Below are 25585 nucleotides of genomic sequence, written 5' to 3' on the forward strand. Positions count from 1 at the left end.
GAAATCGCGAACAGATCACCCAACCCTTTCCTCCTAACATGGAAACCGTCATCCACGTAAGGAGGAAACATCATGAAAACCAAACAGATCGCAGCCCGCCTTGCTATCGCTACTGCCATGCTTGGCCTGGGTGCATGCTCCTCGATGTCCAACCAGGATAAGAACACGGCCATTGGCGCCGGTGTCGGCGCCGTGGCCGGCTCTGTGCTGACCGGCGGCTCGACCACGGGTACCGTAGGCGGCGCTGTAGTGGGCGGCGTGATCGGTAACCAGGTCGACAAACCACGCCGTTAAGACGGCAGGCGGACCTGCTGGTAGCAATGGCAGGACACCGCTTCCAGCCCGGCCGGGTCCAATATCTCGATATTGCCCCGGCTGTAGCTGATCAGGCCCTGCCCCTGCAGGGCGCTGGCCGCCTTGGTGACGCCCACCCGGCGCACACCGAGGGCATGGGCCAGGAATTCATGGGTCATATGGAAGCGGTCGCTTTGCAGGCGGTCGCGGGTGACCAGCAGTGAGCGCGCCAGGCGCGCCTCGAGCACGTGGAAACGGCTGCATACCGCGATCTGGATGGCTTGCGCCAGCAGTCCGTCGGTATAGCGGTGCAGCAGGCGCTGCAGCGACTCCAGCTCCGCAAATTCGGCACGGAAGTCGGCCGCGGCCATGCGCAGTGCGTGGCCGCGGCGCTGCACCACGGCGCGCACCTGGGCCAGATGCTGGCCCAGCGCGACCGACGCGCCGATCATGCCTTCGCGCCCGGCCGAACCGACTTCGAGCGTCATGCGGCCCTCGGCCACCGCCAGCAGCGAGACCAGCGTATCGAGCGGGAAATAGATGAAATCGATGGGCTGGCCGGCTTCGAACAAGATATCGCCAGCCTCCAGTTCCACCAGTTCGCACAATGCCTCGAGGTGCTCGAGGTCGTCTTCCGGCAGGTTTGCCAGCAAGCGGTTGCCAATGCGGGGAGGTGGCGATTCACTGCTTGGAACGGTATGAAGATTCAGGGTCATTGCCGTCAGCCTGGTGGAGTTTAGGCGGAGCGTATCGGCTATTAAAAATGCTGTATGTACGCTGACGCACGGAAGCAAGCCAGGCCCCCCGCCACAATGCGGCTATCCAATAGGAAAGGATTTATGAAAATGGAACCAAACAACAAGATAATGCGCTACACCACCCACCCGATGCTGCTGATCGCCGCCATCGCCGTCATCCTGTTCTGCGGCGTCGGCATTGCCGCCGTCATGGGCTGGCTGCCGAAATCGGGCGCCAGCATGGGGCCGCCGGTCGCGGCCGACGCGCCCGTCCAGGTAGGCGGCAGCGAAATGGGTCCGCCACCGGCGCCCGCCGGCCTGGCAGCGGTTGAACGCACGCCAGGCCGCGCCGCCGATACGTCCGGCTATTCGGGTGGCGCTGGCGGCAGCTATGGCAGTGGCGCGGCGTCGGCCGAACGCAGCGCAGGCGCAGCACGCTATGCCGAAGCGCCGGCGGCGCAGCCGGTGGCACAGGCTGCAGAACGTGCGCCGGCGGTCTGCCACAGCTGCGGCGTGGTGCAATCGGTCCATGCCGTCACCCAGCGCGGCCAGGGTAGCGGCCTTGGCGCAGCGGGCGGCGCGATTGTCGGCGGCCTGCTGGGCAACCAGGTCGGCGGCGGCACGGGCCGCAAACTGGCCACCGTGGCGGGCGCCGTGGGCGGCGCGGTAGTCGGCAACCAGGTGGAAGGCAATATGAAATCCACGACCCACTACGCGGTACGGGTCCGCATGAATGACGGCAAGGAGCGCACCGTCAGCAGCAGTTCCGGCGATTGGCAAGCCGGCGAGCACGTAAAAATCGTGAACGGACACCTGCAACGCCGCTGATCGTTCGGCATCGAACAGATGACGGCACTGGACACGGCAATAATGCACTCAGGATTACGGAATATGAGAGGAAAACATCATGCTCTATACCATCGCTGTCGTACTCATCATCTTGTGGCTGCTCGGCCTGGTGACCTCCTACACTGTGGGCGGTTTCATCCATATCTTGCTGGTCGTGGCAATCATCATGATCTTGCTGCGCCTGATCAGCGGGCGCGGCATTTAGTCGAGCCGGCCAAGCCGGCGTACACTATCGGGGCGGGCCTGCAGCGCAGGACCCGTCCCGCTTTTTTTGTCCAAAACTAAGGAAGGAGAAGCTCATGCCCAATAAAACCCTGGCTGCCCTGCTGATCGCAGCGATTGCGGCAACTGGCTGCGCGGATATGGATGCGACCCAGCGCGGCACGGCGACCGGCGCCGGTGTCGGCGCCGGCATCGGCGCCGTGCTGGGCGCGGCGACCGGCCATGGCGGCGGCGGCCGGGCGGCCGGCGGCGCGGTACTCGGCGCGGCAGTCGGCGCCGTGGTCGGCAACGTCTGGTCCAAGCGCATGGAAGCGCAGAAGCAGCAAATGGAACAAGCCACCAAGGGCACCGGCGTGCAAGTCAGCCAGACCGGCGACAACCGCCTGAAACTGGAAATCCCGAGCGATATCTCGTTCGACACCAACCGTTCCGACATCAAGCCGGACTTCCGCCCGATCCTGGACCGTTTCGCCACCACCTTGAATGAGAATCCGGCCACTACGGTGAGCATTGTCGGCCATACCGACAGCACCGGCAGCGCTGCCGTCAACCAGCCGCTCTCGGTCGACCGCGCCGCCCATACCCGCGACTACCTGGCTTCGCGCGGGGTATCGCCCACCCGTATCGTGATCGAAGGCCGCGGCGAGCAGGAACCGATCGCCTCCAACGAGGATGCCGCCGGCCGCGCGCGCAACCGCCGCGTGGAAATCTTCGTAGCCGAACCGCGTCCGCCACAGGGCTAAGCAGTAAGCCATTGAACTGGCCCGGCGCCCAGGCGCCGGGCCTCCACTCTATCTGGAGCAGCCATGCGACTTCCTCTCTTCATCTCGCTTTGCCTGGCCGCGGTGCCGGCGATGGCGCAGACTTTGAAACCTGGGCTGTGGGAGCTGAGCAACCGCGTTGCGTCCGCCAGTCCGGAAACCATGGCGGTCATGTCGGCTGCCCAGCAGCAGATGGCGAATATGCCGCCCGAGCAGCGCAAGGCGATGGAGCAGATGATGGCCAGCCACGGGGTCAATATGAGCCTGGGCGACGCCGGCGGCGTGAAACTGACGTATTGCCTGAGCAAGGAAATGGCGGACAAGCACGACCTGCCCGCCGGCCAGCCTGGCCAGTGCACGACGACGCGCACGCCCGTCCCTGGCGGCTTGAACGTCAGCTTCAACTGCAGCCGTCCGCCATCAAGCGGCAACGGCCAGGTGATCTTCAACGGCAATACGGCTTACAGCATGCGCATGAACGTCAACAGCACAATGCAAGGCAAGCCCCAGAACATGGTGGTGGAAGGCTCCGGCCGCTGGCTCAGCGCGGACTGCGGCAGCGTGAAGCCGGCGGCGCCGCTGGCGCCGCCCAGCAAGCCTGGTCCGGACGTGCCGGCGCCTATTCGCCGCGATCAATAAAGGCCCAGTACAGCTCGCGGGCTTTGCTGGCGACGGGGCCGGCCGGCAGTTCGCGGCCGTTGTAGCGCACGCAGGGCATGACCTTGCCGAAGTTGCCGGTGTTGAAGATCTCGCTGGCCTTGTCCAGCTCTTCCGGCTTGACGCTGCGCTGTTCGACTTCGATGCCGGCTTCGGCCAGCAGCTTGATCACGCGGGCGCGGGTGATGCCGGCCAGGAAGGTGCCGTTCAGTGCCGGGGTGACGACCTTGCCTTCGGCGGTCACGAAGAACAGGTTCGCGGTGGCGAATTCCGCCACGTTGCCCTGGCTGTCGCATACCACCGCGTTGTCGCAGCCGCGTTCCTTGGCTTCGCGCAGTACGCGGGTCGAGTTGGCATACAGGGCTGAGGCCTTGGCGTCGGTGGGCGCCATATCCGGGTCGGGCCGGCGCATGGCCGACAGGCAGGCCGAGAAACCGGTAAAGGGCGGCAGCGGGGCGTCGAACAGGGTCAGGGCGAAGGCCGATTTTTCAGCGACCGGAATCAGCAAGCCATCGGTCGCGAACACCAGGGGGCGGATGTACAGCTCGGCATTGGCCGGGAAACGCGCGACGCCCTCCTTCACCAGCTTTTCCATTTCATCCACGCTGAGCGGGCATTCCAGGCCCAGGCTGCGCGCCGAGCGAATCACGCGTTCCAGGTGCGGACGCAGGTCGGGCAGCTTGCCGTGCATGGCGCGCGCGCCGTCGAAAACGGACGAGCCAAGCCAGACGCTGTGGTCCATCGCGCCGAACAGCGGCGCATTGCCTTCGGCCCAGTTGCCATTGAAGTAAGTCAGATACATAGTGTTCCCCGCTGAAAGTTCCAGCTGAGGAATTTAACACATGGCATCAAAACGCGTGGCGCAGGCCGAAAGTCAGGGCGCGGTTGCCCTTGCCGGTTTCGGTCGCCGTGCCGGCTGTGTAAGCCGCGCCGTTGCGGTTGCGGATATGGGCGAAGGAAGCGTGCAGCGCCGTCCGCCGCGAAAGCGAATACACCACGCCGACCCCGGCCTGGTCCGCATCCTGGTTGGCCGGACTGCGGTCATCCTTGTGGATGAAGGAGGCCATATAGGTGAAGGGGCCGCTGACGTAGGACAGGCCCGCCAGCACGTCCCGGCTGTACAGGGAAGGCGTGGCCAGCGTCAGCGCGCCATAAGGGCTGGACGGGTCCCAGGGCGAGCTGCCCCAGCCGCGGTTGACACCATAGGCCGCAAATACCGTGGCATTGCCGAGCTTGACGTTGGCCGCCGCCAGCGTGTTGCGTGCCGACAGGTCCACCGGCTGCGTGGTACCGACGGCATCGATCGGGTTGCGCTTGCGCTGGTGGGCCAGGCGAAGGGTGAAGATGCCGTCGGCGAAACCGACTGTCGCGCCATAAGCCTTGTTGCCGGACGTGCTGAAGTCCGATTCACCGAAGCTGTAGATGGCGCCGGCGCTCCAGCGGCGCCCTGCCGGCGTACGGTACTTGATCGTATTGTCGTAGCGCTTGGTGGTAAAGCCCATCAGGTTGGTCGCGGTGCCGGCCAAGCCGCCGTGGAAAGGGTCCGCCACTTCGGCCAGCGTCTCGTATTGCAGGTTGTACTGGCGCCCGAGCGTCAGGGCGCCCCAGCGGCCGTCCAGCCCGACCCAGGCCTGGCGGCCGAACAGCCTGCCCTCTTCCGAGCGGCCGGTATCGTTTTCCACGCCGCCCTCGACTGTGAAGATGGCCGAGTTGCCATGGCTGCCCAAGGGCTCGCGGCCGCTGATGCCGATGCGCGAGCCTTCGGAGATGCCGGGCGAAAGCTTGCTGCCGGCACAATTGTCCCTGCAGCCACGTTCGACCAGCACGCCCGCATCGAGCACGCCGTAGACCTGGACGCCCTCGCCCGCTGCCGGCTGCCTGGTCTGCGCCAGGGCCAGTGCTGGGCTAATGAGCAGGAAGGCAAGAACTTTCATGCTTGTCAGCTTAGGGTAAGCACAGGCATGCAATCTGTGCGGAGACAAACAAAACTATTTGGAGACCGTATGTCCAGCAAGCGTTGCAGCGCCGCCGATGCTATCCGCCTCGTGCGTGACGGCGATATGATCATTGTTCCGACCGGCGCCGGCGAGCCGCCCACGCTGCTGAAGGAACTGTCGGCGCAGCGCCGCAGCTTCAACGGCGTGCAGGTGGCGCAAATCCTGGCCATGCGCAAATACGATTATTTCGATCCGGAAACCGCGCACCACGTGCGGCATTGCGCCCTGTTCTTTGGCGGCGCCTCGCGCGCAGCGGGGCAGGCTGGCTGGGCCGATTTCATTCCCGCCTATTTCTCCGAGATCCCATCGCTGATCGAGCGCGGGCAGATGCCGGCCGACGTGGTGTTTGCGCTGGCTTCGGAAATGGATGAGCACGGCAACTTCGCGCTCAGCCTGGGCGCCGACTACACCATGGCCGCCTTGCAGAGGGCGCGCGTGATCGTGCTGGAATCCAACCCGAACGTGCCGTTCGCGCATGGCCAGTGCCATATCCACATTTCCCAGGTGACTGCCGTGGTGGCAAGCAGCGAGCCGGTGATTGAAGTGGGCCTGCCGCAGATCGGCCCGGTGCAGGAAGCCATTGCCGCCCACGTGGCGCCGATGATCGAAGACGGTTCGACGCTGCAGATCGGCTATGGCGGCATTCCCGATGCGGTGGTGATGCAGCTGACCAGCAAGCAAGACCTCGGCATCCACACGGAAATGATCGGCGACGGCATCCTCAAGCTGGTGGAAGCCGGGGCGGTGACCAACCGCCGCAAGACTTTCATGCCGGGGCGCATGGTGGCGACTTTTGCGCTGGGTTCGCGCAAGCTGTACGACTTCATGCACCATAACCCGATGCTGGAAATGCATCCGGTCAGCTTCACCAACGATCCCTGCATCGCCGGGCAGAACGACAAGCTGGTATCGATCAACGCCAGCCTGCAGATCGACCTGCTGGGCCAGTGCGGCTCGGAGAGCCTGGCCCACCTGCCCTATTCCGGTACAGGCGGCCAGGTCGACTTCGTACGCGCGGCCAACCGTTCGCGCGGCGGCAAATCCTTCATCGTGCTGCCATCGACTGCCAAGGAAGGCAGCATTTCCCGCATCGTGCCAACGCTGTGCGCAGGCACGCATGTGACTACCAGCAAGAACGACATCAACTACGTGGTCACCGAATATGGGGTAGCACAGCTGCGCGGCAAGTCCGCCAAGCAGCGTGCCGAGGCGCTGGTTGCCATTGCGCATCCCGACTTCCGCGGCGAACTGCGGCGCGAAGCGGCCCGGCTCAACTACTGTTAGCTATGTTCGGCAGCGAACATTCAACCGTTCGCTGCTGTCTTAGACTGGCCTTCGGAGGTCACTCATGAAGGCAAGTCGCTGGCTGGCTATTATCCTCGCGGGCTGGACGCTGCTGGCCTGCGCGTCCCTGCCCGAGGTCGATCCGGAGCGGGCCAAGGCGCGCGCCAGTGCTGTGCCAGCTGTCGTCACGTCCAGCGGCAAGCTGCCGCGCCAGACCACCGAAGAATTGCTCAGGAAACGCTGGGCCAAATCCACCCTGGACCTGAAGGCCCAGGCGACGCTCGAAGAAGCCGCCACCGGCGTGCCCCTCATCGCCGGCAATAAAGTGCAATTGCTGTTCGATGGCCCGCAAACCATGGCGGAGATGATGAAGGCCATCGCCGCGGCCAAGGACCATATCAACTTCGAGACCTACATCTTCGACCAGGATGAACTGGGCATGAAGTTCGCCGATCTGCTGATCAAGAAGCAGCGCGAAGGCGTCGTGGTGAACGTGATTTACGACAGCGTAGGCACGATAGGCGTGCCGCAGGAATTCTTCGACCACATGCGGGAAGGCGGCATCAAGCTGCTGGCCTTCAATCCGGTCAATCCGGCCAGGGCGCGCGGCAACGGCTGGATCCTGAACAACCGCGACCATCGCAAGATGCTGATTGTGGATGGCAAGGTGGGCTTCACGGGCGGGATCAATATCAGCGATACCTATTCGCGCAGTTCGCCCTTCCGCGGCGGATCCGGCGGCGGCAAGCCCTCCGGCGGCGGTTCCAGCCCGGCGCGGGCCAAGAGCCCGGACGACGTAGGCTGGCGCGACACCCATGTGCGCATCGAGGGGCCGGCCGTGCAGGCCATGCAGTGGCTGTTCGTGCAGGCATGGATCGAGCAGGATGCGGACGATTTGCGCGATGCCAAATACTTCATCCCCGTTGCACCGGCCGGCGACAAGGTGGTGCGGGTGCTGGGCTCCAAGCCCGAGGGCCGCTTTGAAATCTACAAGGCCATTCTGCTTGCCATGCAGGAAGCGAAGAAATCGATCCACATCACCTGCGCCTATTTCGTGCCGGATGACCAGTTGCTGCAGGCCTTGATCGATGCCGCGCATCGAGGGGTGGACGTGCAACTGGTGCTGCCCAGCGTGTCGGACAGCGGGCTGGTGTTCCATGCGGGGCGGGCCTTCTACCAGCCTCTCCTGGAAGGCGGCGTGAAGATTTATGAACTCAAGCTGTCGGTGCTGCACGCGAAGACGGCGGTGATCGATGGCGTCTGGTCCACCGTTGGCTCCACCAACCTGGACCGACGCAGCTTCCTCCACAACAGCGAAGTGAACGTGATCGTGATGGGCGATGTGTTCGGGCTGGAAATGGAGAACGCGTTCAAGGAAGACCTGCGCAACTCAACCGAGGTCACCATCGCCGCCTGGAATAAGCGGCCGCTCATCACCCGGATGAAGGAATGGATGGCCCGCGTGTGGGACTATTGGCTTTGATGAACGACCACAAAGCCGCCCACCTCGCTTGACAAGTCCCCGCCTGGCGATGACCATGCAAATATCCCCATGCGTGTTACGAGGCTGGAGGTGGTGGTGGATGAAGTCACTCTGGGTCTGGAAAAGCTCGACGCGAAAGTTGACCGACTGGATCACAAAATTGATGTTGGACTCGAAAAGCTCAATGGTAAGATCGATACGGGGCTCGAAAAGCTTAACGACAAGATCGACGCGGGGCTCGAAAAGCTCAACGACAAGATCGATGCAAGCCATCAGGAACTTGTCCGATACTTCAACAAGATTTATTACATGATCTTTATGTTCCTGACAGCGATCATTGGCGGCTTACTTGCTTTGCTCGCCAAAGTAATCGGCGTCTTCTAAGCGGCCGGATGCCAGATATCGCCCTGGCGGCGGAAGATATCGGTGGCGGCGAGGCCGAAGCCAGCGCCTTCCATCCAGCTGTAGCGCTCGACCTGGATCTCGTCATGCCGTACGCGCAGCACATTGAAAGAGTTGGTTTCGCCGCGGCTGCGGGTGGAGGTGGCGGTACCAGCCTGGACCACCAACGCGGCGTAGCCGTCAATTTCGTAGCGTTCGGCAGTACTTTGTGTGTGGCTGGTATGCAGGTGGCCGGCCAGCAGCAGATCCACACCGCAGCGCGCAAACACTTCCATCGCCATGGGCGCCCGGTCCACCAGGTCATCGTCATCCATATGCTGCGGCAGGTCGAAGGGATGATGGGTCACCACCACGCGTGTCAGGCTGCCCGGCAGTTGGCCGAAGCGGTGACGCAGGTAGTCGACCTGGCGGCGATTCACACGGCCATCCTTGAAGGTGAGGGAGCGCGCCGTGTTCAGGCCCAGCACGGCGATTTCATCGTCCACAAACTCCGGCGCCAGTTCGCGCGTGATGTGGCGCCGGTATTTGACCAGCGGCTGGAAGAAGCGCGCTGCGACGTTGTACAGGGGAATGTCGTGGTTGCCCGGCACGATGATCTGCGGCTTGGGCAAAGTATCGAGGTAATGCCGCGCCTGGCGGAATTGGGCGCTGCGGGCGCGCTGGGTCAGGTCGCCCGACACCACCACCACGTCGGGCCGCAGGAAGTCGCCGATCAGCTCGCGCAAGGGCGCCAGCAGCGCATTGTCGACACGGCCAAAATGCAGGTCGGAGATATGGACTATTGTTCGCATCAATCCTCCTGCCGGCGCGGCACGATCACAGGCAAGGCCGCAGGCCGGATACGGTAACGCAAAGGCGGCGCCATCACGGTCACTTCGCCATCGGTCGCCACGCGCAGGCGGTGGTGGCGGGTCTCAATCACCATTTCGGCAGCCTTGAAACTATGGAACTCGCGCGACTGCCGCAGCTGGCCGAACAGCGCGCGCACTGCAAGCTTCAGCAAACCGAAGCGCGTCGGCCGCTGCGCCACGTACACGCTCAACGCGCCGCCATCGATGCGGGACCGTTCGCCGATATTGAAACCCTGCATCGTGTACTCATTATTACCGATGAAGACGAAAGGGGTGCGCCGCGCAAGGCCGGTTTCACCCAGCGTGATCCGCAGGCTGAGGAAGGGGAAACGCCGCAGCGCCGCCAGGGATGCCCAGCCGAAGGCCGTCCACTTGCCGCGGCCGAGCCGGCGCTGCTGCCGCTGGCGGTCGCGCACGACGTCCGGATACAGGCCAAGGCTGGAATTGTTGAGGAAGATGCGGTCGTTGACTTCTCCCACGTCGACCCGCACCACTTGTCCAGCCGCCAGGGCGGCGATGGCGCCATCCAGCTGGGGCGGAATACCCAGGTCGCGTGCGAAATGGTTCAGGGTCCCCATCGGCAGCACGCCGAATACGGCGCCACTGTCCAGCACCACCGAGGCCACGGCATTGACTGTGCCATCGCCGCCGCCGGCCACCACGGCCGGAGCGCCGGCCGCCAGCGCGGCGCGCGCCGCTTCCATCAACCGGTTGGTATCGGTGGCCAGCGTAATATCGACATCCAGGCCGTGGGCAGCAAAGAGGGCGGCCAGCGATGCATGCCATGCCTCGCCATAGCCCGCGCCGGCGCCTGCATTGACGACCACGGCCATGCGGCTCACAGGCGCTCCCGGTGCCTGCGCAGGCTGGACACTGCTGTCACGCACACCGCCAGCCAGCCCAGCCCTTCCGCGACCGCCGCCAGCACATCGGTCAGGAAATGCACGCCAAGATACATACGGCTGAACGCAACCAGCGCCACCACCAACACTGCGCCCAGCACGACCGCTGCACGCTGGAAGGGGTTTCGTGCGTGCGGCCACAGGTAGCAGGCGAGCACGCCGTAGAACACTGTCGCGGCCAGGGTATGGCCGCTGGGGAAGCTGAAGGTCGGCAGGGTCAGCAGCGGCACGTCGAAGCTGGGCCGCGCGCGCTGGTAGCTATGCTTGAGCAGCACGTTCAGCAGCATGCCGGGCGGCACAGCCAGCAAGAGCGCCAGCATCCAGTAACGGGCCTGCTTCCGCCACAGGTGCCAGGCGAACAGCGCCGTCAGGAAAGCAATCCCCGCCACACTATGCAGCCAGCTGACGGCCAGCAGGAAGGTGGTCAGCGGTTCGCTGGCATGGGCGTGCAGCCATTGCGACACGCTGATATCGAGCGCCGCCAGGCGTGCGCCGGGCCCCAGTGCAGCACTGGCAACGGCCTGGAAAGCGGCTGCAGCGGCAATCAGCAGGGCCAGGCCTGCCACCAGATGCAAAGGAAGGCGGATCGTATCTCTCATACAACGATTAGCAAAAAAACCTGATTTTTCATCCAGTACTGTTGATTCATACAGTATTTGTGTTATTCTGATGACTCGTTAAACACATCAAGCAAAAGGAATTCGTCATGACCACTATGAACAGCACCTTCGGCTCCCGCTTTGGCCTGGAATATGCCCCTATGTCTTTCCTGGTTCGCTTCGGCAAACGCGAAGTGCTGGTGTGCCGCGACTTCCGCAAGCGCTTCTATGCTGTGAACCCGATCATCGAATGCGACACCGGCGTACAGCCTGGCCACCTGGAAGTTCTGCTCTTCAGCCGCTGGCTGCTGATCTTCTCCAAGGCCCACTAAGCCCAAGTCTCGCACAGCTGTTCATACCGGGCGCGCAAATAGTCGCGCAAACGAATCACGACGGGCGTGACCTGCGAGCGATGCATGCAAACCAGCTGTAATGGCACCTCTTCACCCATTACATCTGGTAGCAGCAAACGTAAGCGGCCGGCATTGATGTCGGCGGTCACGTCCAACCGTGATTTGTAGGCAATACCCAATCCCGCGACCGCCCAGCGGCGCACCAGGTCGGCATCATCGCTGCTGCGATTGCCCCGGACCTGCACTACCTTGCCTTGGGCGGGGAAGGCCCAGCGGTCATAGAGCACGTCATCCAGCGCGAAGCGCAGGCAATTGTGGTGCACCAATTCGTCCAGGTTGGCCGGAGCGCCCTGCCGGCGCAGGTAGTTCGGCGAGGCGACCAGCACGCGCCGGTTATCCGGGGCAATCGGCATTGACACGAGGCTGGAATCATCCAGCCTGCCATAGCGCAGGGCCAGGTCGACTGGCTGGCGGTACATATCCGCGACGCGGTCGCTGACAAATAATTGCAGGCTGATGGCCGGATATTCCGCCTGGAATGCGTCCAGCCATGGCAGCAGCACATTGCGTCCCACGTCGGACGGCATCGAGATTTTCAGCAAGCCCGCCAATTCCTGCTGGCCTTGGCGTATCGCCTCATGGCCTTCTTTCAGCTGGCGCAGCGCTTCGCGCGCGTGGCGCAAGTAGTGCTCGCCTTCCGCCGTCAGGCGCAGCGAGCGCGTAGTGCGGGCGAACAGGCGCAGCTTCAATTCCTCTTCCAGCCGCTTCAGGGCAGCGCTCGCCAGGGCTGGCGATATATCCAGCGAGCGCGCTGCCGCCGACAAGCTGCCCCGGTCGGCTGTATTGACGAAGACTTCAATATCGTCCAGGCGCAACATTATCGTCATTTCCTTGAAAGTGCTTCTTTAATTTTAGTCTTTTTCTTGAAGCCGCGATGACCGAAGATGCAGTCATCGCAAACACTTTGGAAAGATTAAAGCCATGAAAGCTGTCGCCTACCGCGCTTCCCTGCCGATCGAACACGCCGACGCCTTGCTGGACATCGCATTGCCGGCACCGGTCGCCACCGGCCGCGACCTGCTGGTCGAAATCAAGGCGGTTTCCGTCAACCCGGTCGATACCAAGATCCGCCGCAACGTCAGTCCGGCGCAAGGCGAATCCAAAGTACTGGGCTGGGACGCCAGCGGCATCGTGCGTGCCGTCGGCCCTGACGCTACCTTGTTCAAGCCAGGCGATGAAGTCTGGTATGCCGGCGCACTTGGCCGTTCCGGCACCAATGCCGAACTGCACCTGGTGGACGAGCGCATCGTCGGCCACAAGCCAGGCAAGCTCAGCTTTGCAGAAGCGGCCGCCCTGCCCTTGACCGCCATTACGGCCTGGGAATTGCTGTTCGACCGGCTCGGCGCCAGCCGCGACGCGACGCGCGAGGCCGGCAAGTCCTTGCTGGTCACGGGCGCTGCCGGCGGCGTCGGTTCGATCCTGGTGCAGCTGGCGCGCCAGCTGACGGGGCTGACCGTGATCGGCACTGCTTCCCGCCCAGAAACCGCGGAATGGGTGAAGACGCTGGGCGCCCACCATGTGATCGACCACAGCAAGCCGCTGGACCAGGAAATCAAGCGCCTGGGCCTGCCGCCGGTGAATTACATCGCCAGCCTGAACGAGAGTGAGCAGCATTTCACCGCACTTGCCGAACTGGTGGCGCCGCAAGGCAAACTGGCCCTGATTGACGATCCGTCCAACATCGACGTGCGCCTGCTCAAGCGCAAGAGCGTATCGCTGCACTGGGAATTCATGTTCACCCGCTCCATGTTCGAGACGGAGGATATGGCGCAGCAGCACGCCCTGCTGAACGACGTGTCGCGCCTGGTCGACAGCGGCGTATTGAAAACCACGCTGGGCGAGCGCTTTGGCGCCATCAACGCTGCCAACCTGAAACGTGCGCACGCCCTGCTGGAAAGCAACCGCGCACGCGGCAAGATCGTGCTGGAGGGATTCTAAGCTTCGGTTGCGGCGCGGGCGGCATGGGCCGCAGCGCTCGCTTCGCCCGCCTGCGCGATCGCTTGTTCCTGCTGCCGGAGCGCCAGCGCGCGGCGGTCGTGCGCATCGACTTTATCGATCAGCGATTGCGACAAGCGGCAAGCCTCGTTTACCGTTGCATTGAAGCGCTCGCAGCCGCGCTTGAGCATGCCGGAGTCGTAGCCCACTTCGCTGAACATGCTGCATATTTCCAGGCACAGATCGCGCAAGGTGCGCATGGAATCGCAGGCGCCTTCGATGTCGCCGCGCATTTGGCGGTCCAGGTCGATGAATTCGGCGCGCGTCTTCTCATGGCAGGACAATTCCATCACCGTCGCCTGCCAGCGCCCGATGCGGCGCGTGATGCGGCTGATATTGGCGTTCTTCTGGCGCAGGATCAAGGCGTATTCGCACGCCAGCAGCGATAGCGGCAGGCAGGCCAGGACGGCTGGAATACCGGCGCGCCGCAGGGCGATTTCCAGCTTCTTGCATCGGTGCAGTAGTGAGCCGATATTGCCGCCAAGGGAATGCTTGCGCATGGCCGGTCCTCCCGACAATCCGCCATGCGAAAGCATTGGCGCGATTAGCCCAGTATAGGCAGGCCCTGCCCCGCGCGAGCATGCGCCGGATTGATGCAGATTAAAAGTGGAGCGATTAGGCGCCGTTGAGCCAGGCTTGTTCGTGGGCACGCTCGCGGCGCCGGCGTTCGGCTGGGGAATCGAAGTCGCGCAGGAACTGGATGTGCTTGCGCTCCAGTGCCAGCATGTCGCGCTCAATGGCATCGACTTCAGCGCGGTCAGGCGAGTGGTTCATGTAATTGGCGCGTTCGCGCTGAATCCGGTCCTGCTCGTCCTTGATGGCTTGCAGGCGTGCTTCGCAGCGCTGCACGGTGCGGCGCATCTTTTCCGGGGTCAGGCCCTGTTCGCGCAAATCGCTCTGCACGGCCAGGTCGCCGCGCACGGCGTTGATGCGCTTCTGCAGTTCCGCGATGTCGGCATTGACATCTTCGATGGCGGCGGTGTCCTTGGCGGCATAAGCGTTGCGGCGGCGCTCGCCCAGCAGGGCCATTTCCGCCTCCAGCTCCTGGTATTCATCGCGGAAGGGGCGTTCGAAATTGCCCAATTGGGCGCGGCAGGACTCGATCTGCTTTTCCAGCGCCACCACTTCCAGCTGCAGCTTGGCGGCCGGCATGTCGAAGCGGCGCTGGGCGCGCTCCTCCATCGCCTTGTTGGCGGCGAGCAGGCGCGCTTCATAACGCACGGTCGAAAACTTCTTGCGCGCCTCTTCCTCATGGGCGGCACGCAGCTTGCGCTCATAGGCGCGGTAGGCTGCAGGCATGCGCAGCTTGCGATACCAGTCACGAATCCATTTCCACATAGGCAGGAATATAACTTAGGCGGCGGCGCCTGTCATGTCCGCCAGTGCCGGGGCAAGCAAGGAAGCGACAGGGATGGCGTTGCTGCTGTGCGGGACGGTGTCGCAGCTGGCCGTGCTGGCCACGCCGGAGGCTTGCAGGTCTTCAAAGGCGCTGCCGGCAAATAATGGATGAACGGCGACGCACAACGGCGGCGGCAAACCTGCCTTGCGCACGTGGCCGACGGCGGCAATCATGGTACGGGCGGTCGAGGCGATATCGTCGACGATGACCGGAGTGTGGTGCAGCCAGCGCTCGGTGTCCGGCACCGATACTTCCACATCATGGTCGCCACGGCGGATTTTTTCCAGCACGATGCAGGGGCAGCCGGCGCCGCGCGCCACTTCGGCAGCCCATTGTTCGCTCTCGGAATCGGGGCCGATCACCAGTGGCTGCGGCACGTTGGCGGCAATCCATTGCGAGATGGCCGGGGCGGCGCGTACCACACGGGTCGGGATGGTGTAGATCTCGGCCAGGTCGTGGTGGCGGTGCAGGTGGGGATCGATGGTCACCATCCAGTGGAACACGCCCGAGACCAGCCGCGCAAAATGGGCCGAGGTGATGCCCTCGCCAGGATTGAAGATCGCATCGTGGCGCATATACGCCAGGTATGGCGCCACCAGGCCGACGCTGGCCGCGCCCAGGTCGCGCGCAATGCTGGCGGCGAAGTACATCGGCATGAAGCGGTCGTCCGGACGATCCAGGGTGCAGACCAGCACCACCTGGCGGCCCTTCACCTCCGAGTGATAGCGCACGTAGGATTCGCCGTCCGGGAAACGCCGCACCTGCAAACTGCCCTGCTCCCAGCCTGATAATGCCGACAGCTGCGCTGTCATCGCTTCGTTGCCGGGTAGCGCGAACAGGATAGGCGTCATTTTCGTTCTCTCCTCGTTGAGTGACTTTTTATTCTAACTCCATGTTGCTGCCCGGCGGTAGGTATTGCATTTCAGGCAGCTTTTTTTGCATTCTGTCGCACCGTCGGGGACAAGGCCATGGGTCGCGGGCAGAATCGCCCCATTCACCAGAATGGAGACCCTTATGCCATTACCCCGCCACACCTTGGCTGCGCTAGCCGCCCTTCTCACCTGTGCACAGGCGCACAGCCAGGCGACGCTGCAAGACGTCGCAGGCCACAAATTTGAAGTGCAGAAAATCGCCAAGCCTGCCGCTCCCGCCACGGTCATTTTTGAAAACGGATCGCGCAACACACTGGATAAATGGGCCAAGGTGATCCCGCTGCTTGCTAAAGACGCGACGGTGTTTGCCTACAACCGTCCCGGCTACGGCAAGAGCGACAAGCCGGTGACGCCGCGCGACGGCAAGACGATAGTGGAGGAATTGCGCCTGCTGTTGAAGCAGCAAGGCTTGCAGCCCCCATACGTCCTGGTGGGGCATTCGTTGGGCGGGCTGTATATGCAGATGTATGCGCGCAGCTATCCCCACGAAGTCAAGGGCGTGGTGCTGGTCGATGCGCTCTACCCCGGCGTCATCAAGAAGCCGGAGGAATTCCCCCTGATGGCGCGCTGGGCAAAATATATGTTCATGAACGCTGCGATGGAAGCGGAGGTCGACCAGATCTACAGCACCGGGCAGGCCATGATGAACCTGCCCTGGGACGACAATATTCCGATGGTCCGCCTGATTAACGTCCCCAAGTCGCCTGGCGCAGTGGCGATCGACCTGGGTGTCGCCAACAATGACGAGAAGACCCGCAACCTGGTCATGGCCATGTATCCCAAGGCCTGCAAGGTGATCGTCGACTCAGACCACCAGATGCAGCTCGCCAGTCCCGAAGTGGTGGCGGACGCCATCCGCGACGTGATCGGCGCGCACGACGCCAAGCATCAACCAGCCTTGCGCTGCAGCTGACCGGGCTCCTCCGCGGTACGCGCTTCCTCGTGGTGGAAAGGCGCGTACCAGGTGACGATGAAAGATGGGACGGTAGCCACCATCACCAGCCAGAAGTAGCTCACATAGCCCATGGATTGCTGCAGGTGGCCGCTGACCATGCCGGTCAACATGCCGCACAAGCCCATCAGGCCAGTGCCGAAGGCGTAATGGGTGGTGGTGTATTTTCCGGGAGCCAGCTGCTGCATCAGGTAGATCATGAAGCCCACTGCGCCAAAGCCGAAGGAGAACTTTTCAACCACAACACCAAGGCCGATCACCCACAGGCTGGAAGGCTGGTAGATCGCCATCAGCAGGAAGGTGGCGATCGGAATGTTCAGTACGCAGCACAGCGTGAACAACACCGGCTTCAAACCGCGCTTTGCCACATACCAGCCGCCAATCAGGGAGCCTGCCAGCACGGCCAGCAGGCCATACGTACCGTAGACGATGCCCAGCAGCTCGTTGGACATTCCCAGCCCGCCCTTTTCCACCGGGTCGACCATGAAGAAGGGCCCGATTTTCTCCAGCAGGCCGATCGACACGCGGTACAGCAGCGCAAAGGCCACCATGGTCCAGACGCCGCGCTTTTCGAAGAAAGTCTTGAAGGCGTCGCGCAGGATGGAGGCCGCCTGGCCCAGGTTTTCCGGCGTATCGGCAGCACGCGCGCCATCGGGCATCACGCGCCAGTGCCAGGCAGTAATCACGAGCAGCATGATGGCCACGGCGACAAAGACAATGCGCCATGCGCCCAGCCAATCCATGCCGTAATCCGTATGCAGCCGGCCGCTCAGGTAGACCAGCACGCCGGAGGCCACCACGGGCCCGATATTCCAGCTCAGGCTTTGCACGCCGCAGTACAGCGACTGGTTGCGCGAACTGAGCGATGTGACGTACACCCCGTCGCTGGCAATGTCCATGGTGGCGCCGATGAAGGACATGATCCAGAACAGCGGCATCATCAAGGCCATCGACCCGGGCATTCCCATGACCAGGGCGACGGCGCCGAAACCCAGGCCAAGCAGCAGCTGGGTGAGCAGCACGAAGAATTTCTTGGTGCGGTACATTTCCACCACCGGCGCAAACAGTGGCTTGATGGTGTAGGCCAGGATCAGCATGCTGGAATACTGCGCGGCGCGGCCATTGTCCATGCCAAGGTTCTTGAACATGATGGAGGTGACGCTGGTCAACATCATGTAGCCCATCGCCATCGCGAAATAGCCGGTGGGCACCCACTGCAGCGGCGAGCGGTTCATGAGCGTTGCGCCTTGATGAAGTCGCGGTACCAGTGCGCGCTGTCTTTCAGCGTGCGCTTCTGCGTGGCGTAGTCGACATGGACGATGCCGAAGCGCTTGGCGTAGCCCGAATCCCACTCGAAGTTATCGAGCAGGCTCCACATGAAGTAGCCCTGCACGTTCACGCCCTGCTGCATCGCGCTTGCCAGGGCATCGAAGTGGCGCGAGATGAAGGAGATACGCTCTTCATCGTGCTGCGGCGTGCTGCTGGCCATGCCGTTTTCCGTAATGTAAATCGGCGGCAGTTCGTACTCGCCTTTCAGCTTGAGCAGCAGTTCGGTCAAGCCTTGCGGATAAATTTCCCAGCCCATGTCGGTGCGGCCGTTTTCCAGCGGCGGCGTGCGCGGCGGAGTTTCGGCGCTGCAGTAGGCGCGGAAGTAGTAGTTCACGCCCAGGAAGTCGATGGACTGGTGGATGGTCGCCATGTCGCCCGCCTCCACCTGCGGCGCATTGGCGCCGTGGTGGCGCAGCGCCAGCTCCGGATAACGTCCTTTGAAAATCGGGTCCATGAACCATTGTACCGAACGCGCGTACTCGAGTTCAGCCAGGGCGCGGTCGGCCGCACTGTCGGTGGCCGGATCGGCAGTCCACTGGTTCAGGACGATGCCCAGTTTCGCCTTCGAGCCGACGGCGCGCATGGCATTCATCGCCAGGCCGTGGGACAACAGCAAGTGGTGAGATACCTGCACGGCGGCCGCGGCATCGCGCACGCCGGGTGCGAACTGGCCGTTGCCATAGCCAAGGTTGGCGGTGCACCAGGGTTCGTTGTGGGTGGCGATGCTGGCCACACGGTTGCCGAAGCGGCGCGCCACTTCGGCGGCGTATTCGGCGAAATAGCGGCAGGTGGCGCGATTGAGCCAGCCGCCCTCTTCCTGCAATGCTTGCGGCAAATCCCAGTGGTAGAGCGTGACGTAGGCTTGCTTGCCTTTGGCTTCCAGGGCGTCGAGCAGGCGCTCATAGAAAGCGAAGCCGGCTTCGTTCCAGGCGCCCTTGCCGTCGGGCTGAACCCGCGCCCAGGCGATGGAAAAACGGTAGGCATCCACGCCCAGAGAATCGATGATGTCCACATCTTCGCGGTAACGATGGTAGTGATCGCAGGCGATGCTGCCGTCGCTGCCATCCTTGATTTTGCCGGGCGTGCTGCAGAACACGTCCCAGATAGAGAGGCCTTTGCCGTCCTCCTGGTTGGCGCCCTCGATCTGGAAGGCACTGGTGGCTACGCCCCAGAGAAATTCGGGCGGCAGGCGTTTGTCTTTCATGCTTGGTTTCTTTGCTAAATGCGGGAGAGATGGCCTGCCCCGGGGGACGAGGCAGGCCGCGTTGCCACGGGCTTAGAAATCGATGCCCGCGTTAACTCCGATGGTGCGCGGCGGCAGGTACTGCGCCACCCACACGTTGGCGCCGTTCATGGCGCTGGTCTTGATGCGCTTGTCGCCGACGTTACGCACGAAGGCGTCCACCCAGAACTGCTTCGGCCCCTGGTAGCGCAGGCCGATATCGAACTTGGTGTAGGCGGCTTGCTGGTCTTCCGGTCCCAGGTTGAAGATCGACAGTTCGGACTTGGTTTCGTGATGTACCGAAACGCGCGGGATCAGGGTGTCGCCATTTGCCATGCGGAAGGTGTGCTGGTAGTTCAGGTGGGCCGAGAACTTTGGCGCGTGCGGCATGATGTTGCCGGTGACGTTCAGGCAGTTCGAGTTCAGGTCCGGGCAGAACGGCAGCGCGTAGTCGTTGGAACCGGCGACCAGGAAACCCAGCTTGGTGTGGGTGTAAGACAGGGCCAGCGCCAGCTTGTCGTCCGGCGACAGCTTGGCCTGGATTTCCGATTCAAAGCCCCACACCTTGGCGCCGTCCACATTGCTGGTGACGAAGCTGTGCGAACCATCCGGGTTGGTGACCGGAGAGCTGAACTGGAAGTCCTTGAAGTCCTCGTAGTACAGCGCGTTGTTGATGCGCAGCGCGCCGCCCATAAAGGAGCTCTTGCTGCCCACTTCATAGTTGGTCAGGGTCTCCGGGTCGTAAGTACGGCCGCCGTCCTGCAGGCCGCCGGCCTTGTAGCCCGTTGCGACGCTGGCATACAGCATGTGGTTCTTGTCGACGTCGTAGCTCAGGCGCGCCAGGCCGGTGGTCTTGCTGCCCTTGTAGCGGCCTTCGTTGGACGGCACGCTCGGGTTGTAGCCCTGACCCGGTTTGGTCGGGTCGATGTTCGGGGTCAGAGGAACTTGCGGCACGGTCGCATCGTAGTTCCAGGTATAGCCGTTGCCGCCCTGGTTGGTACGCTTGTCCGAGGTGTAGCGCAGGCCGCCGGTCAGGTGCACGTTGCCGGTATTCCAGGTGGCCTGGCCGAATACCGCGCGCGAATCCACGGTTTCTTTCGGCTGGATGAAGGAGCCTTGCCATGCCACGCTGCCCTGCTGGGTGCCGTGCATGATCGGAATGTCGAAGCGGATGCCGTTGTCTTCCGCCGCGTAATAGGCGCCCAGTTGCCAGTCCACTTCGCGCTGGCCTGTCGACTGCAGTTGCAGTTCGTGGCTGTTGCTGCTGTACTTGGACCAGACCGTGTTGTTGGCCTGGAAGTCGCCGCCGGTGGTGAAGCTGGTTGGCAGCACGCGGCCGCCGTCCTGGTCGAAGGTCGACGAACCGGAGAACTTGGAGTAGCCGGCGATGTAGGCCAGCGAGATATCCGGAGTCACTGCGTAATCGACGCGGCTGCGGAAGGTGTTCACGTCACGATGCAGGAAAGGCGCGGTGTCGATCAGGGCCGACCATTCATCCTGGCCGGCGCGCGGCGTCTGCATCAGGTTCATGTTCGGCGTGCCGCGGTCCTGGAAGCGCTCGTACGAAATATTCCACTTCAGGCGATCGGACGGCTGGTACAGCCAGCTGACGCGCACGCCGCTCTGGTCCTGCGCGTTGTAGCGCGGGCCGTTGGTGACGTAGTTGTTCGGGTTGATCGGCTGGAACTGCGCAGGGTCGCCGCCGCCGGCCAGGAATGCCGCCCGCTGGTCGGCCAGGGAAATGTTCGGCAAGGTCTGATATTTCACATAGCCGTCGTGCTGTTCGTGGATGACGGCGATACGCAAGGCGGAATTGTCGCCGGTCGGCACGTTCAAGGCGGCGCGGGCGCCAAGGCGGGCGTAATCGCCGATGCCGCCGGAAACGCTACCCGAGAATTCCTTCAGCTTAGGCTTGACGGTCTGCATATTGACCGCACCGACGGTGGAGTTGCGGCCCCACAGCGTGCCTTGCGGGCCGCGCAGGACTTCAATCGCGTCCACGTCGAACAGCAGCGCGGTGGCGCCTTCCGGACGTGGCGAGTAGATACCGTCAACGAAGAAGGCCACTTCCGGGTCGGCGTACTCGGTCTTGGCAGAGTCGTTACCGATGCCGCGCATGGTCATGGTGATGACGCCGTGGTCGCCCTGCCCGGTTGCCTGGAAGCTTGGCACCAGGTTGGTGACGTCCTGGATGGTCTGTACGTGTGCATCTTCGAGTGCCGCTGCATCCAGGGCGGTAACGGCCACCGGGGTCTTTTGCAGGGAAGTGGTGCGCTTGGTCGCCGTGATCAGCACCTCTGGCACGACGGTCGATTCGTTGCTCGCGGCAGGCGCCACAGGGGCTTGCTGCGCGGTGGCGCTATTTGCGGACGCGACCAGGGCCAGCACCCCGATCTGGATTGCAGAAAACTTCATATTGTCTCCGGTAGTTGTTGTGAAAACGATTTCTTATTTCTTGAAAACGTTTTCATGGTACATTTTAGAAAAATAAAAAGTCAACAAAATTTTTTAGGAGACGACAAAAATGACGCAACGGATCTTGATCGTTGGCGGCGGCAGCGCCGGCTGGCTGTGCGCGGCCTACCTCGCCAAAATGTTCGGCGCCACCAAGGAAATCACGCTGGTGGAAGCGCCTGAAATCGGCGCCATCGGCGTCGGCGAAGGCAGCTTCCCTTCCCTGCGCGCCACGCTTGCGGCGCTCGGCATTCCGGAAGCCGAATTCATTCGCGAAGCCAGCGCCACCTTCAAGCAAGGCATCAGCTTCCACAACTGGGTGCACGGCGACGACCATTACTTCCACCCTTTCTCCATGCCGAGCCAGCGCCCCGGCGCGCCGGAACTGCTGCCCTACTGGCTGCAAGGCCTGGCCGGCGACACGCCGTTTGCCGAGGCGGTCACCATGCAAAAGCGCGTGGTCGATGCGCAACGTGCACCGAAACGCATTGGCGACGGCGACTACAACGGCCCGATGAATTACGCCTACCATTTCGACGCCGCCCGCTTTGCCGGCCTGCTGGCAAAGCATGCGCGCAAGCTGGGCGTACGGCATGTGCAGGATCACGTCGACGGCGTGCAACTCGGCCATGATGGCGCCATCGCCAGCGTCGAAACGCGCGAACACGGCGCCCTGACCGCCGACCTGTATATCGACTGCTCCGGCTTCCGCGCCCTGCTGATCGGCGGCGCGCTTGGCTCCCCATTCCACAGCGTGAGCGACATCCTGTTCTGCGATACCGCGCTGGCCGTGCAAGTGCCCCATCCCGCGCCAGACACGCCGATCGCCTCCGCCACCATCTCCACCGCGCACGAAGCCGGATGGACCTGGGACATCGGCCTGCAGGAACGGCGCGGCATCGGCTATGTTTATTCGAGCCGCCACACCAGCGACGAGCGCGCCGAGCAAGTGCTGCGCGCCTATGCCGGCCCCGCCGCCGATGGCCTGAAGGTGCGCAAGATCCCGATGCGCGTCGGTTACCGCGAACAGCACTGGATCAAGAATTGCGTTGCCATCGGCCTGGCCGGCGGTTTCCTCGAACCGCTGGAAGCATCCGGTATCGGCCTGGTCGAAACGGCGGTCCACATGCTGGGTGCCCTATTCCCGCACAACGGCGAGATGGCACCGCTGGCGCGCCACTTCAACCAGTTCATGGGCGAACGCTATGCCCGCATCGTCGATTTCATCAAACTGCATTACTGCCTTAGCCAGCGCCGCGAGCAATTCTGGACCGACAATTGCGACCCCGCCAGCTGGAGCGACAGCTTGCGCGACAAGCTCGCCATGTGGCGCTGCCGGCCGCCGCAGCGCATGGACTTCCTCACTGATCTCGACATGTACCCGCCGACCAGCTGGCAATACGTCCTGTACGGCATGGGCTTTCCAAAAGCGATGCCACCCCTGCCCGGCATGGAAGCGCTGGCCGCTGCGGCGCGCCAGGAATTCGCCAACATCGCCGCCGTTTCCGAACGCGCGGTGGCGGACTTGCCCGATCATCGCGCTTTCATAGCCCAGTTATGCCAGCATGAAAACGCTTTCAGAAATGATTTTCATGCCGTTCGTGCAACGATTGACCGCTGAGCACCGTGATACTGCCGAGTTCTATGGTAATCTCCGCATGAAAAGCATTTCAGATTGAGAAACCCCTTGAACGATCACTCCACTCCGCCCGCCACGCTGACCGACGTCGCCCGCCGTGCCGGCGTATCGCCAGCCACCGTTTCACGCATCCTGAACGGCACCGCCAAGGTGGCTGACGACAAACGGCAAGCAGTGATGGCCGCCATCAGCGAGCTGAATTTCGCCCCCAACCAGATGGCGCAAAGCCTGAAGCATGGGCGCACGATGACCATCGGGATCGTGGTGCAGGACATCGCCTCCCCCTTCTTCGACGAGATCCTGCACGGAGTGGACGATGGACTGAAGGGAACCGGCTACGCCTCGGTGATCGTCAGCGGCCATTGGAATGCCGATGAAGAAGCGGAGCGCATCCGCCTGCTCCTGGCACGCAAGGTGGACGGCATCATCCTGCTGACAGGCCGCATGACCGACGCCACCGTCCTGGGCTTCGCCGCGCAGCGCCCGGTGGTCTGGCTGGGCCGCGTGCTGCGCACCAAGCGCGCCATCGGCTTCGCGCTGGACAATGAACTCGGCGCCTGGCTGGCCGTGCGCCACCTGATCGAAATGGGCCACCGCCGCATCGCCCACTTGGCCGGCCCGGCCGACAACCGCGACTCAATGGAACGCCTGGCCGGCTACAAGCGCGCCTTGAAAGAAGCCGACATCCCCTTCGATCCGGCACTGGTAGCGGAAGGTAACCTGCAGGAAGCCGGCGGCCTGATGGCCATGAACCGCCTGTACGACAGCCAGCATCCTTTCACCGCGGTCTTCGCGGTCAACGATCAAACGGCGTATGGCGCGCGGCTTTTCCTGTACCGCAAAGGCATCCGCGTGCCGGACGACGTGTCGCTGGTCGGCTTCGACGATCTGCCCGGCTCCTCTTACACCACGCCGCCGCTGACCACCATCCGCCAGCCGCTGTACGTGATCGGCCAGACGGCCGTGCAGTCGATGCTTGGCCTGATCAACGGCGAGGAAGTGGAAGGCACCATCCCGCCGGTGGAGCTGGTGGTGCGCGAAACGACGCGGCGCAACCGCTGACGCTTAAGGCAAGCGGCGCACTACATCGCCGCTGTCGACCTGCCCTTGCTTGACCTTCAGCCAGCGCTTGCCGGTCAGGCGCTCGAAGTTATTGAACGGCGAAGGCAGCGCATCGGCATCAAAGCCAGGCGCATCCTTCAAATCGTAATGCAGATGGACCAGGAAGGCGTCGCCTGAAAAGCCCATTTCACCGACCTTCTGGCCAGCCTTGACGGTGTCGCCCACCTTGACCGTCACGCTGCCTTGCTTCATATGGGCCAGCAGGCTGATTTCGCCGTTTCCGTGCTCGATTTCGACGTGATTGCCCCACATGATGCTCGGGTCGGCGATGAACTGATCCTTGCCGAACGACGGTCCCTTGTCCTTGGCATTATCAGGAATGGCGCTCACGGCCCGGATTACCTTGCCGCCGGCCGGCGCCAGGATCGGCTTGCCCCAGCCGTACCAGTCTTCGTTGCGCAAGCCATCGCCTTTGTACATGCGGCCCTGCTCGTCGGTGACGACGAAATCATAGCTGTAGCGCATGAAGTTGCGCTTCCATTTCAGCGCTTGCGCCATCGGGTCGAGCAGCGGCAGGCGCCGATGGTGGCCGTAGAAATCATGGCCATCGTGGACCAGCACCGGGCCCGCGACCGGCAGTTGCAGCTGCGCTTTTGTCTTGTACAGGATTGGCGCGACCGGCACTTCAATCGTGTATTTGGTATCGTCGCCCACATCGAACTTGAAGGTATAGCGCAGGCGTGACAAATCCAGGTCCTGCGGGAAGGCGTACAACGGGTTGAATACCAGCTCCGACTTGCCCGGCTCGATAAAGCGGTTCGGGACCACGAATACGCTGCGGCCATTGGCTCCGACGCGGTATTGGGCCACCAGCTTACCCGCCTCGCCCAGGACGGACACTTCTATTTCGCTCAGTTCCACCTTGTCCTGGCTATCGTTCTTGATCAGGAAATCGATATTCAGCAATTGCTGGCCCTTGCCCTGCTCTATCAGCGGCTTTGCCGGCCCAACGCTCACATCGATCGGGCCTGCCACTACCTCCCCCATCATCATGGCCATCGCGACAAAGGCCAAGGTATGCAGTTTCATTGAGTCTCACCCCACAGTTTTAATAGTGGGCGGACTATAGCGGGCGGCAGGCCGCAACCGC

The 25585-nt window shown here is 62.9% G+C and carries 27 protein-coding genes; 13 read left to right on the top strand and 14 right to left on the bottom strand.

The features are described 5' to 3' along the window. The first annotated feature begins 72 nt into the window (after nt 1-72). Complete coding sequence (locus GM658_RS01510; protein ID WP_155452242.1) at nt 73-294, top strand: YMGG-like glycine zipper-containing protein; 222 nt, start codon at nt 73-75, stop codon at nt 292-294. Here GM658_RS01510 and GM658_RS01515 read toward each other — a convergent pair. Next, on the bottom strand, nt 291-1010 hold the full coding sequence (locus GM658_RS01515) for a Crp/Fnr family transcriptional regulator (RefSeq protein WP_155452243.1): 720 nt from the start codon (nt 1008-1010) through the stop codon (nt 291-293). The two genes, GM658_RS01510 and GM658_RS01515, sit on opposite strands and share 4 nt — an antisense overlap. A gap of 123 nt (nt 1011-1133) precedes the next feature. Here GM658_RS01515 and GM658_RS29635 point away from each other — a divergent pair, with 123 nt between their 5' ends. The 4 genes from GM658_RS29635 (at nt 1134) to GM658_RS01535 (ending at nt 3502) form a co-directional block, all read left to right on the top strand. Beyond that, the gene (locus GM658_RS29635) at nt 1134-1859 is read left to right on the top strand and encodes a glycine zipper 2TM domain-containing protein (protein WP_155452244.1); all 726 of its coding nucleotides are present in this window, start codon (nt 1134-1136) and stop codon (nt 1857-1859) included. A gap of 79 nt (nt 1860-1938) precedes the next feature. Next, on the top strand, nt 1939-2085 hold the full coding sequence (locus tag GM658_RS01525; RefSeq protein ID WP_107870886.1) for a lmo0937 family membrane protein: 147 nt from the start codon (nt 1939-1941) through the stop codon (nt 2083-2085). Nucleotides 2086-2179: 94 nt separating this feature from the next. After that, on the top strand, nt 2180-2845 hold the full coding sequence (locus GM658_RS01530; protein WP_155452245.1) for a YiaD family glycine zipper/OmpA-like lipoprotein: 666 nt from the start codon (nt 2180-2182) through the stop codon (nt 2843-2845). Nucleotides 2846-2908: 63 nt separating this feature from the next. Then, entirely contained in the window at nt 2909-3502 is a 594-nt protein-coding gene (locus tag GM658_RS01535; RefSeq protein WP_155452246.1) for a DUF3617 domain-containing protein, read from the top strand. On the opposite strand, the gene GM658_RS01540 is transcribed toward GM658_RS01535, so the two are convergent. Next, nucleotides 3483-4322, bottom strand: a complete 840-nt coding sequence (locus tag GM658_RS01540; protein WP_155452247.1) for a branched-chain amino acid aminotransferase — start codon at nt 4320-4322, stop codon at nt 3483-3485. The two genes, GM658_RS01535 and GM658_RS01540, sit on opposite strands and share 20 nt — an antisense overlap. Nucleotides 4323-4368: 46 nt before the next feature. Beyond that, entirely contained in the window at nt 4369-5454 is a 1086-nt protein-coding gene (locus GM658_RS01545) for a porin (protein ID WP_155452248.1), read from the bottom strand. A gap of 69 nt (nt 5455-5523) precedes the next feature. Between GM658_RS01545 and GM658_RS01550 the strand changes: the two genes are divergently transcribed. The 3 genes from GM658_RS01550 (at nt 5524) to GM658_RS01560 (ending at nt 8668) form a co-directional block, all read left to right on the top strand. Beyond that, complete coding sequence (locus GM658_RS01550; RefSeq protein WP_155452249.1) at nt 5524-6801, top strand: acetyl-CoA hydrolase/transferase family protein; 1278 nt, start codon at nt 5524-5526, stop codon at nt 6799-6801. A 64-nt stretch (nt 6802-6865) separates the two neighbouring features. Then, nucleotides 6866-8284, top strand: coding sequence for a phospholipase D-like domain-containing protein (locus GM658_RS01555; protein ID WP_155452250.1), 1419 nt, complete (start codon nt 6866-6868; stop codon nt 8282-8284). A gap of 96 nt (nt 8285-8380) precedes the next feature. Next, complete coding sequence (locus tag GM658_RS01560; RefSeq protein ID WP_155452251.1) at nt 8381-8668, top strand: hypothetical protein; 288 nt, start codon at nt 8381-8383, stop codon at nt 8666-8668. On the opposite strand, the gene GM658_RS01565 is transcribed toward GM658_RS01560, so the two are convergent. The 3 genes from GM658_RS01565 to GM658_RS01575 are packed head-to-tail and all read right to left on the bottom strand — an operon-like array spanning nt 8665 to nt 11038. Continuing rightward, nucleotides 8665-9477, bottom strand: coding sequence for a metallophosphoesterase family protein (locus tag GM658_RS01565; RefSeq protein ID WP_155452252.1), 813 nt, complete (start codon nt 9475-9477; stop codon nt 8665-8667). The two genes, GM658_RS01560 and GM658_RS01565, sit on opposite strands and share 4 nt — an antisense overlap. Beyond that, nucleotides 9477-10370, bottom strand: a complete 894-nt coding sequence (locus GM658_RS01570; protein WP_155452440.1) for a diacylglycerol/lipid kinase family protein — start codon at nt 10368-10370, stop codon at nt 9477-9479. Before GM658_RS01570 ends, GM658_RS01565 begins: the two co-directional genes overlap by 1 nt. Before the next feature lie 5 nt (nt 10371-10375). After that, nucleotides 10376-11038 carry a phosphatase PAP2 family protein gene (locus GM658_RS01575; RefSeq protein WP_155452253.1) on the bottom strand — a complete coding sequence of 221 codons (663 nt, stop codon included), beginning with the start codon at nt 11036-11038 and terminating at the stop codon, nt 10376-10378. Nucleotides 11039-11145: 107 nt separating this feature from the next. Between GM658_RS01575 and GM658_RS01580 the strand changes: the two genes are divergently transcribed. Further along, nucleotides 11146-11370: a hypothetical protein gene (locus GM658_RS01580; protein WP_155452254.1), complete on the top strand. Its 225-nt coding sequence runs from the start codon at nt 11146-11148 to the stop codon at nt 11368-11370. Here GM658_RS01580 and GM658_RS01585 read toward each other — a convergent pair. Continuing rightward, a complete protein-coding gene (locus GM658_RS01585) occupies nt 11367-12269 on the bottom strand; it encodes a LysR family transcriptional regulator (protein WP_155452255.1) in 903 nt (300 codons plus the stop codon). The genes GM658_RS01580 and GM658_RS01585 overlap by 4 nt on opposite strands. A 103-nt stretch (nt 12270-12372) precedes the next feature. Here GM658_RS01585 and GM658_RS01590 point away from each other — a divergent pair, with 103 nt between their 5' ends. Beyond that, nucleotides 12373-13389, top strand: a complete 1017-nt coding sequence (locus GM658_RS01590; RefSeq protein WP_155452256.1) for a zinc-binding alcohol dehydrogenase family protein — start codon at nt 12373-12375, stop codon at nt 13387-13389. Here the strand turns inward: GM658_RS01590 and GM658_RS01595 are convergent. The 3 genes from GM658_RS01595 to GM658_RS01605 all read right to left on the bottom strand — a co-directional run bounded on the left by GM658_RS01595 (nt 13386) and on the right by GM658_RS01605 (nt 15696). Further along, a complete protein-coding gene (locus tag GM658_RS01595; protein WP_155452257.1) occupies nt 13386-13946 on the bottom strand; it encodes a hypothetical protein in 561 nt (186 codons plus the stop codon). The two genes, GM658_RS01590 and GM658_RS01595, sit on opposite strands and share 4 nt — an antisense overlap. Nucleotides 13947-14061: 115 nt before the next feature. Continuing rightward, nucleotides 14062-14784 carry a hypothetical protein gene (locus tag GM658_RS01600; RefSeq protein ID WP_155452258.1) on the bottom strand — a complete coding sequence of 241 codons (723 nt, stop codon included), beginning with the start codon at nt 14782-14784 and terminating at the stop codon, nt 14062-14064. 15 nt (nt 14785-14799) lie between these two features. Continuing rightward, nucleotides 14800-15696: a ribose-phosphate pyrophosphokinase gene (locus GM658_RS01605; protein ID WP_155452259.1), complete on the bottom strand. Its 897-nt coding sequence runs from the start codon at nt 15694-15696 to the stop codon at nt 14800-14802. A gap of 163 nt (nt 15697-15859) precedes the next feature. On the opposite strand from GM658_RS01605, the gene GM658_RS01610 reads away from it, so the two are divergent. Continuing rightward, nucleotides 15860-16690 carry an alpha/beta fold hydrolase gene (locus GM658_RS01610; protein WP_170298627.1) on the top strand — a complete coding sequence of 277 codons (831 nt, stop codon included), beginning with the start codon at nt 15860-15862 and terminating at the stop codon, nt 16688-16690. Here the strand turns inward: GM658_RS01610 and GM658_RS01615 are convergent. The 3 genes from GM658_RS01615 to GM658_RS01625 all read right to left on the bottom strand — a co-directional run bounded on the left by GM658_RS01615 (nt 16666) and on the right by GM658_RS01625 (nt 21695). After that, nucleotides 16666-17964 carry an MFS transporter gene (locus tag GM658_RS01615; protein ID WP_155452261.1) on the bottom strand — a complete coding sequence of 433 codons (1299 nt, stop codon included), beginning with the start codon at nt 17962-17964 and terminating at the stop codon, nt 16666-16668. The genes GM658_RS01610 and GM658_RS01615 overlap by 25 nt on opposite strands. After that, nucleotides 17961-19262: a GH1 family beta-glucosidase gene (locus GM658_RS01620; RefSeq protein ID WP_155452262.1), complete on the bottom strand. Its 1302-nt coding sequence runs from the start codon at nt 19260-19262 to the stop codon at nt 17961-17963. The genes GM658_RS01615 and GM658_RS01620 overlap by 4 nt, the downstream gene beginning before the upstream one ends. A gap of 72 nt (nt 19263-19334) precedes the next feature. Beyond that, entirely contained in the window at nt 19335-21695 is a 2361-nt protein-coding gene (locus GM658_RS01625; protein WP_155452263.1) for a TonB-dependent receptor, read from the bottom strand. Between the two features lie 109 nt (nt 21696-21804). On the opposite strand from GM658_RS01625, the gene GM658_RS01630 reads away from it, so the two are divergent. Together GM658_RS01630 and GM658_RS01635 are read left to right on the top strand one after the other, a co-directional pair. Next, nucleotides 21805-23355 carry a tryptophan halogenase family protein gene (locus GM658_RS01630; RefSeq protein WP_155452264.1) on the top strand — a complete coding sequence of 517 codons (1551 nt, stop codon included), beginning with the start codon at nt 21805-21807 and terminating at the stop codon, nt 23353-23355. Nucleotides 23356-23421: 66 nt separating this feature from the next. Continuing rightward, on the top strand, nt 23422-24435 hold the full coding sequence (locus GM658_RS01635) for a LacI family DNA-binding transcriptional regulator (protein ID WP_155452265.1): 1014 nt from the start codon (nt 23422-23424) through the stop codon (nt 24433-24435). A 3-nt stretch (nt 24436-24438) separates the two neighbouring features. Here GM658_RS01635 and GM658_RS01640 read toward each other — a convergent pair whose 3' ends face one another. After that, entirely contained in the window at nt 24439-25524 is a 1086-nt protein-coding gene (locus GM658_RS01640; protein ID WP_155452266.1) for a M23 family metallopeptidase, read from the bottom strand. Nucleotides 25525-25585 lie beyond the last annotated feature (61 nt).

Origin of the sequence: Massilia eburnea, from assembly GCF_009720745.1 — a bacterium.
Lineage (GTDB): Bacteria > Pseudomonadota > Gammaproteobacteria > Burkholderiales > Burkholderiaceae_D > Rugamonas > Rugamonas eburnea.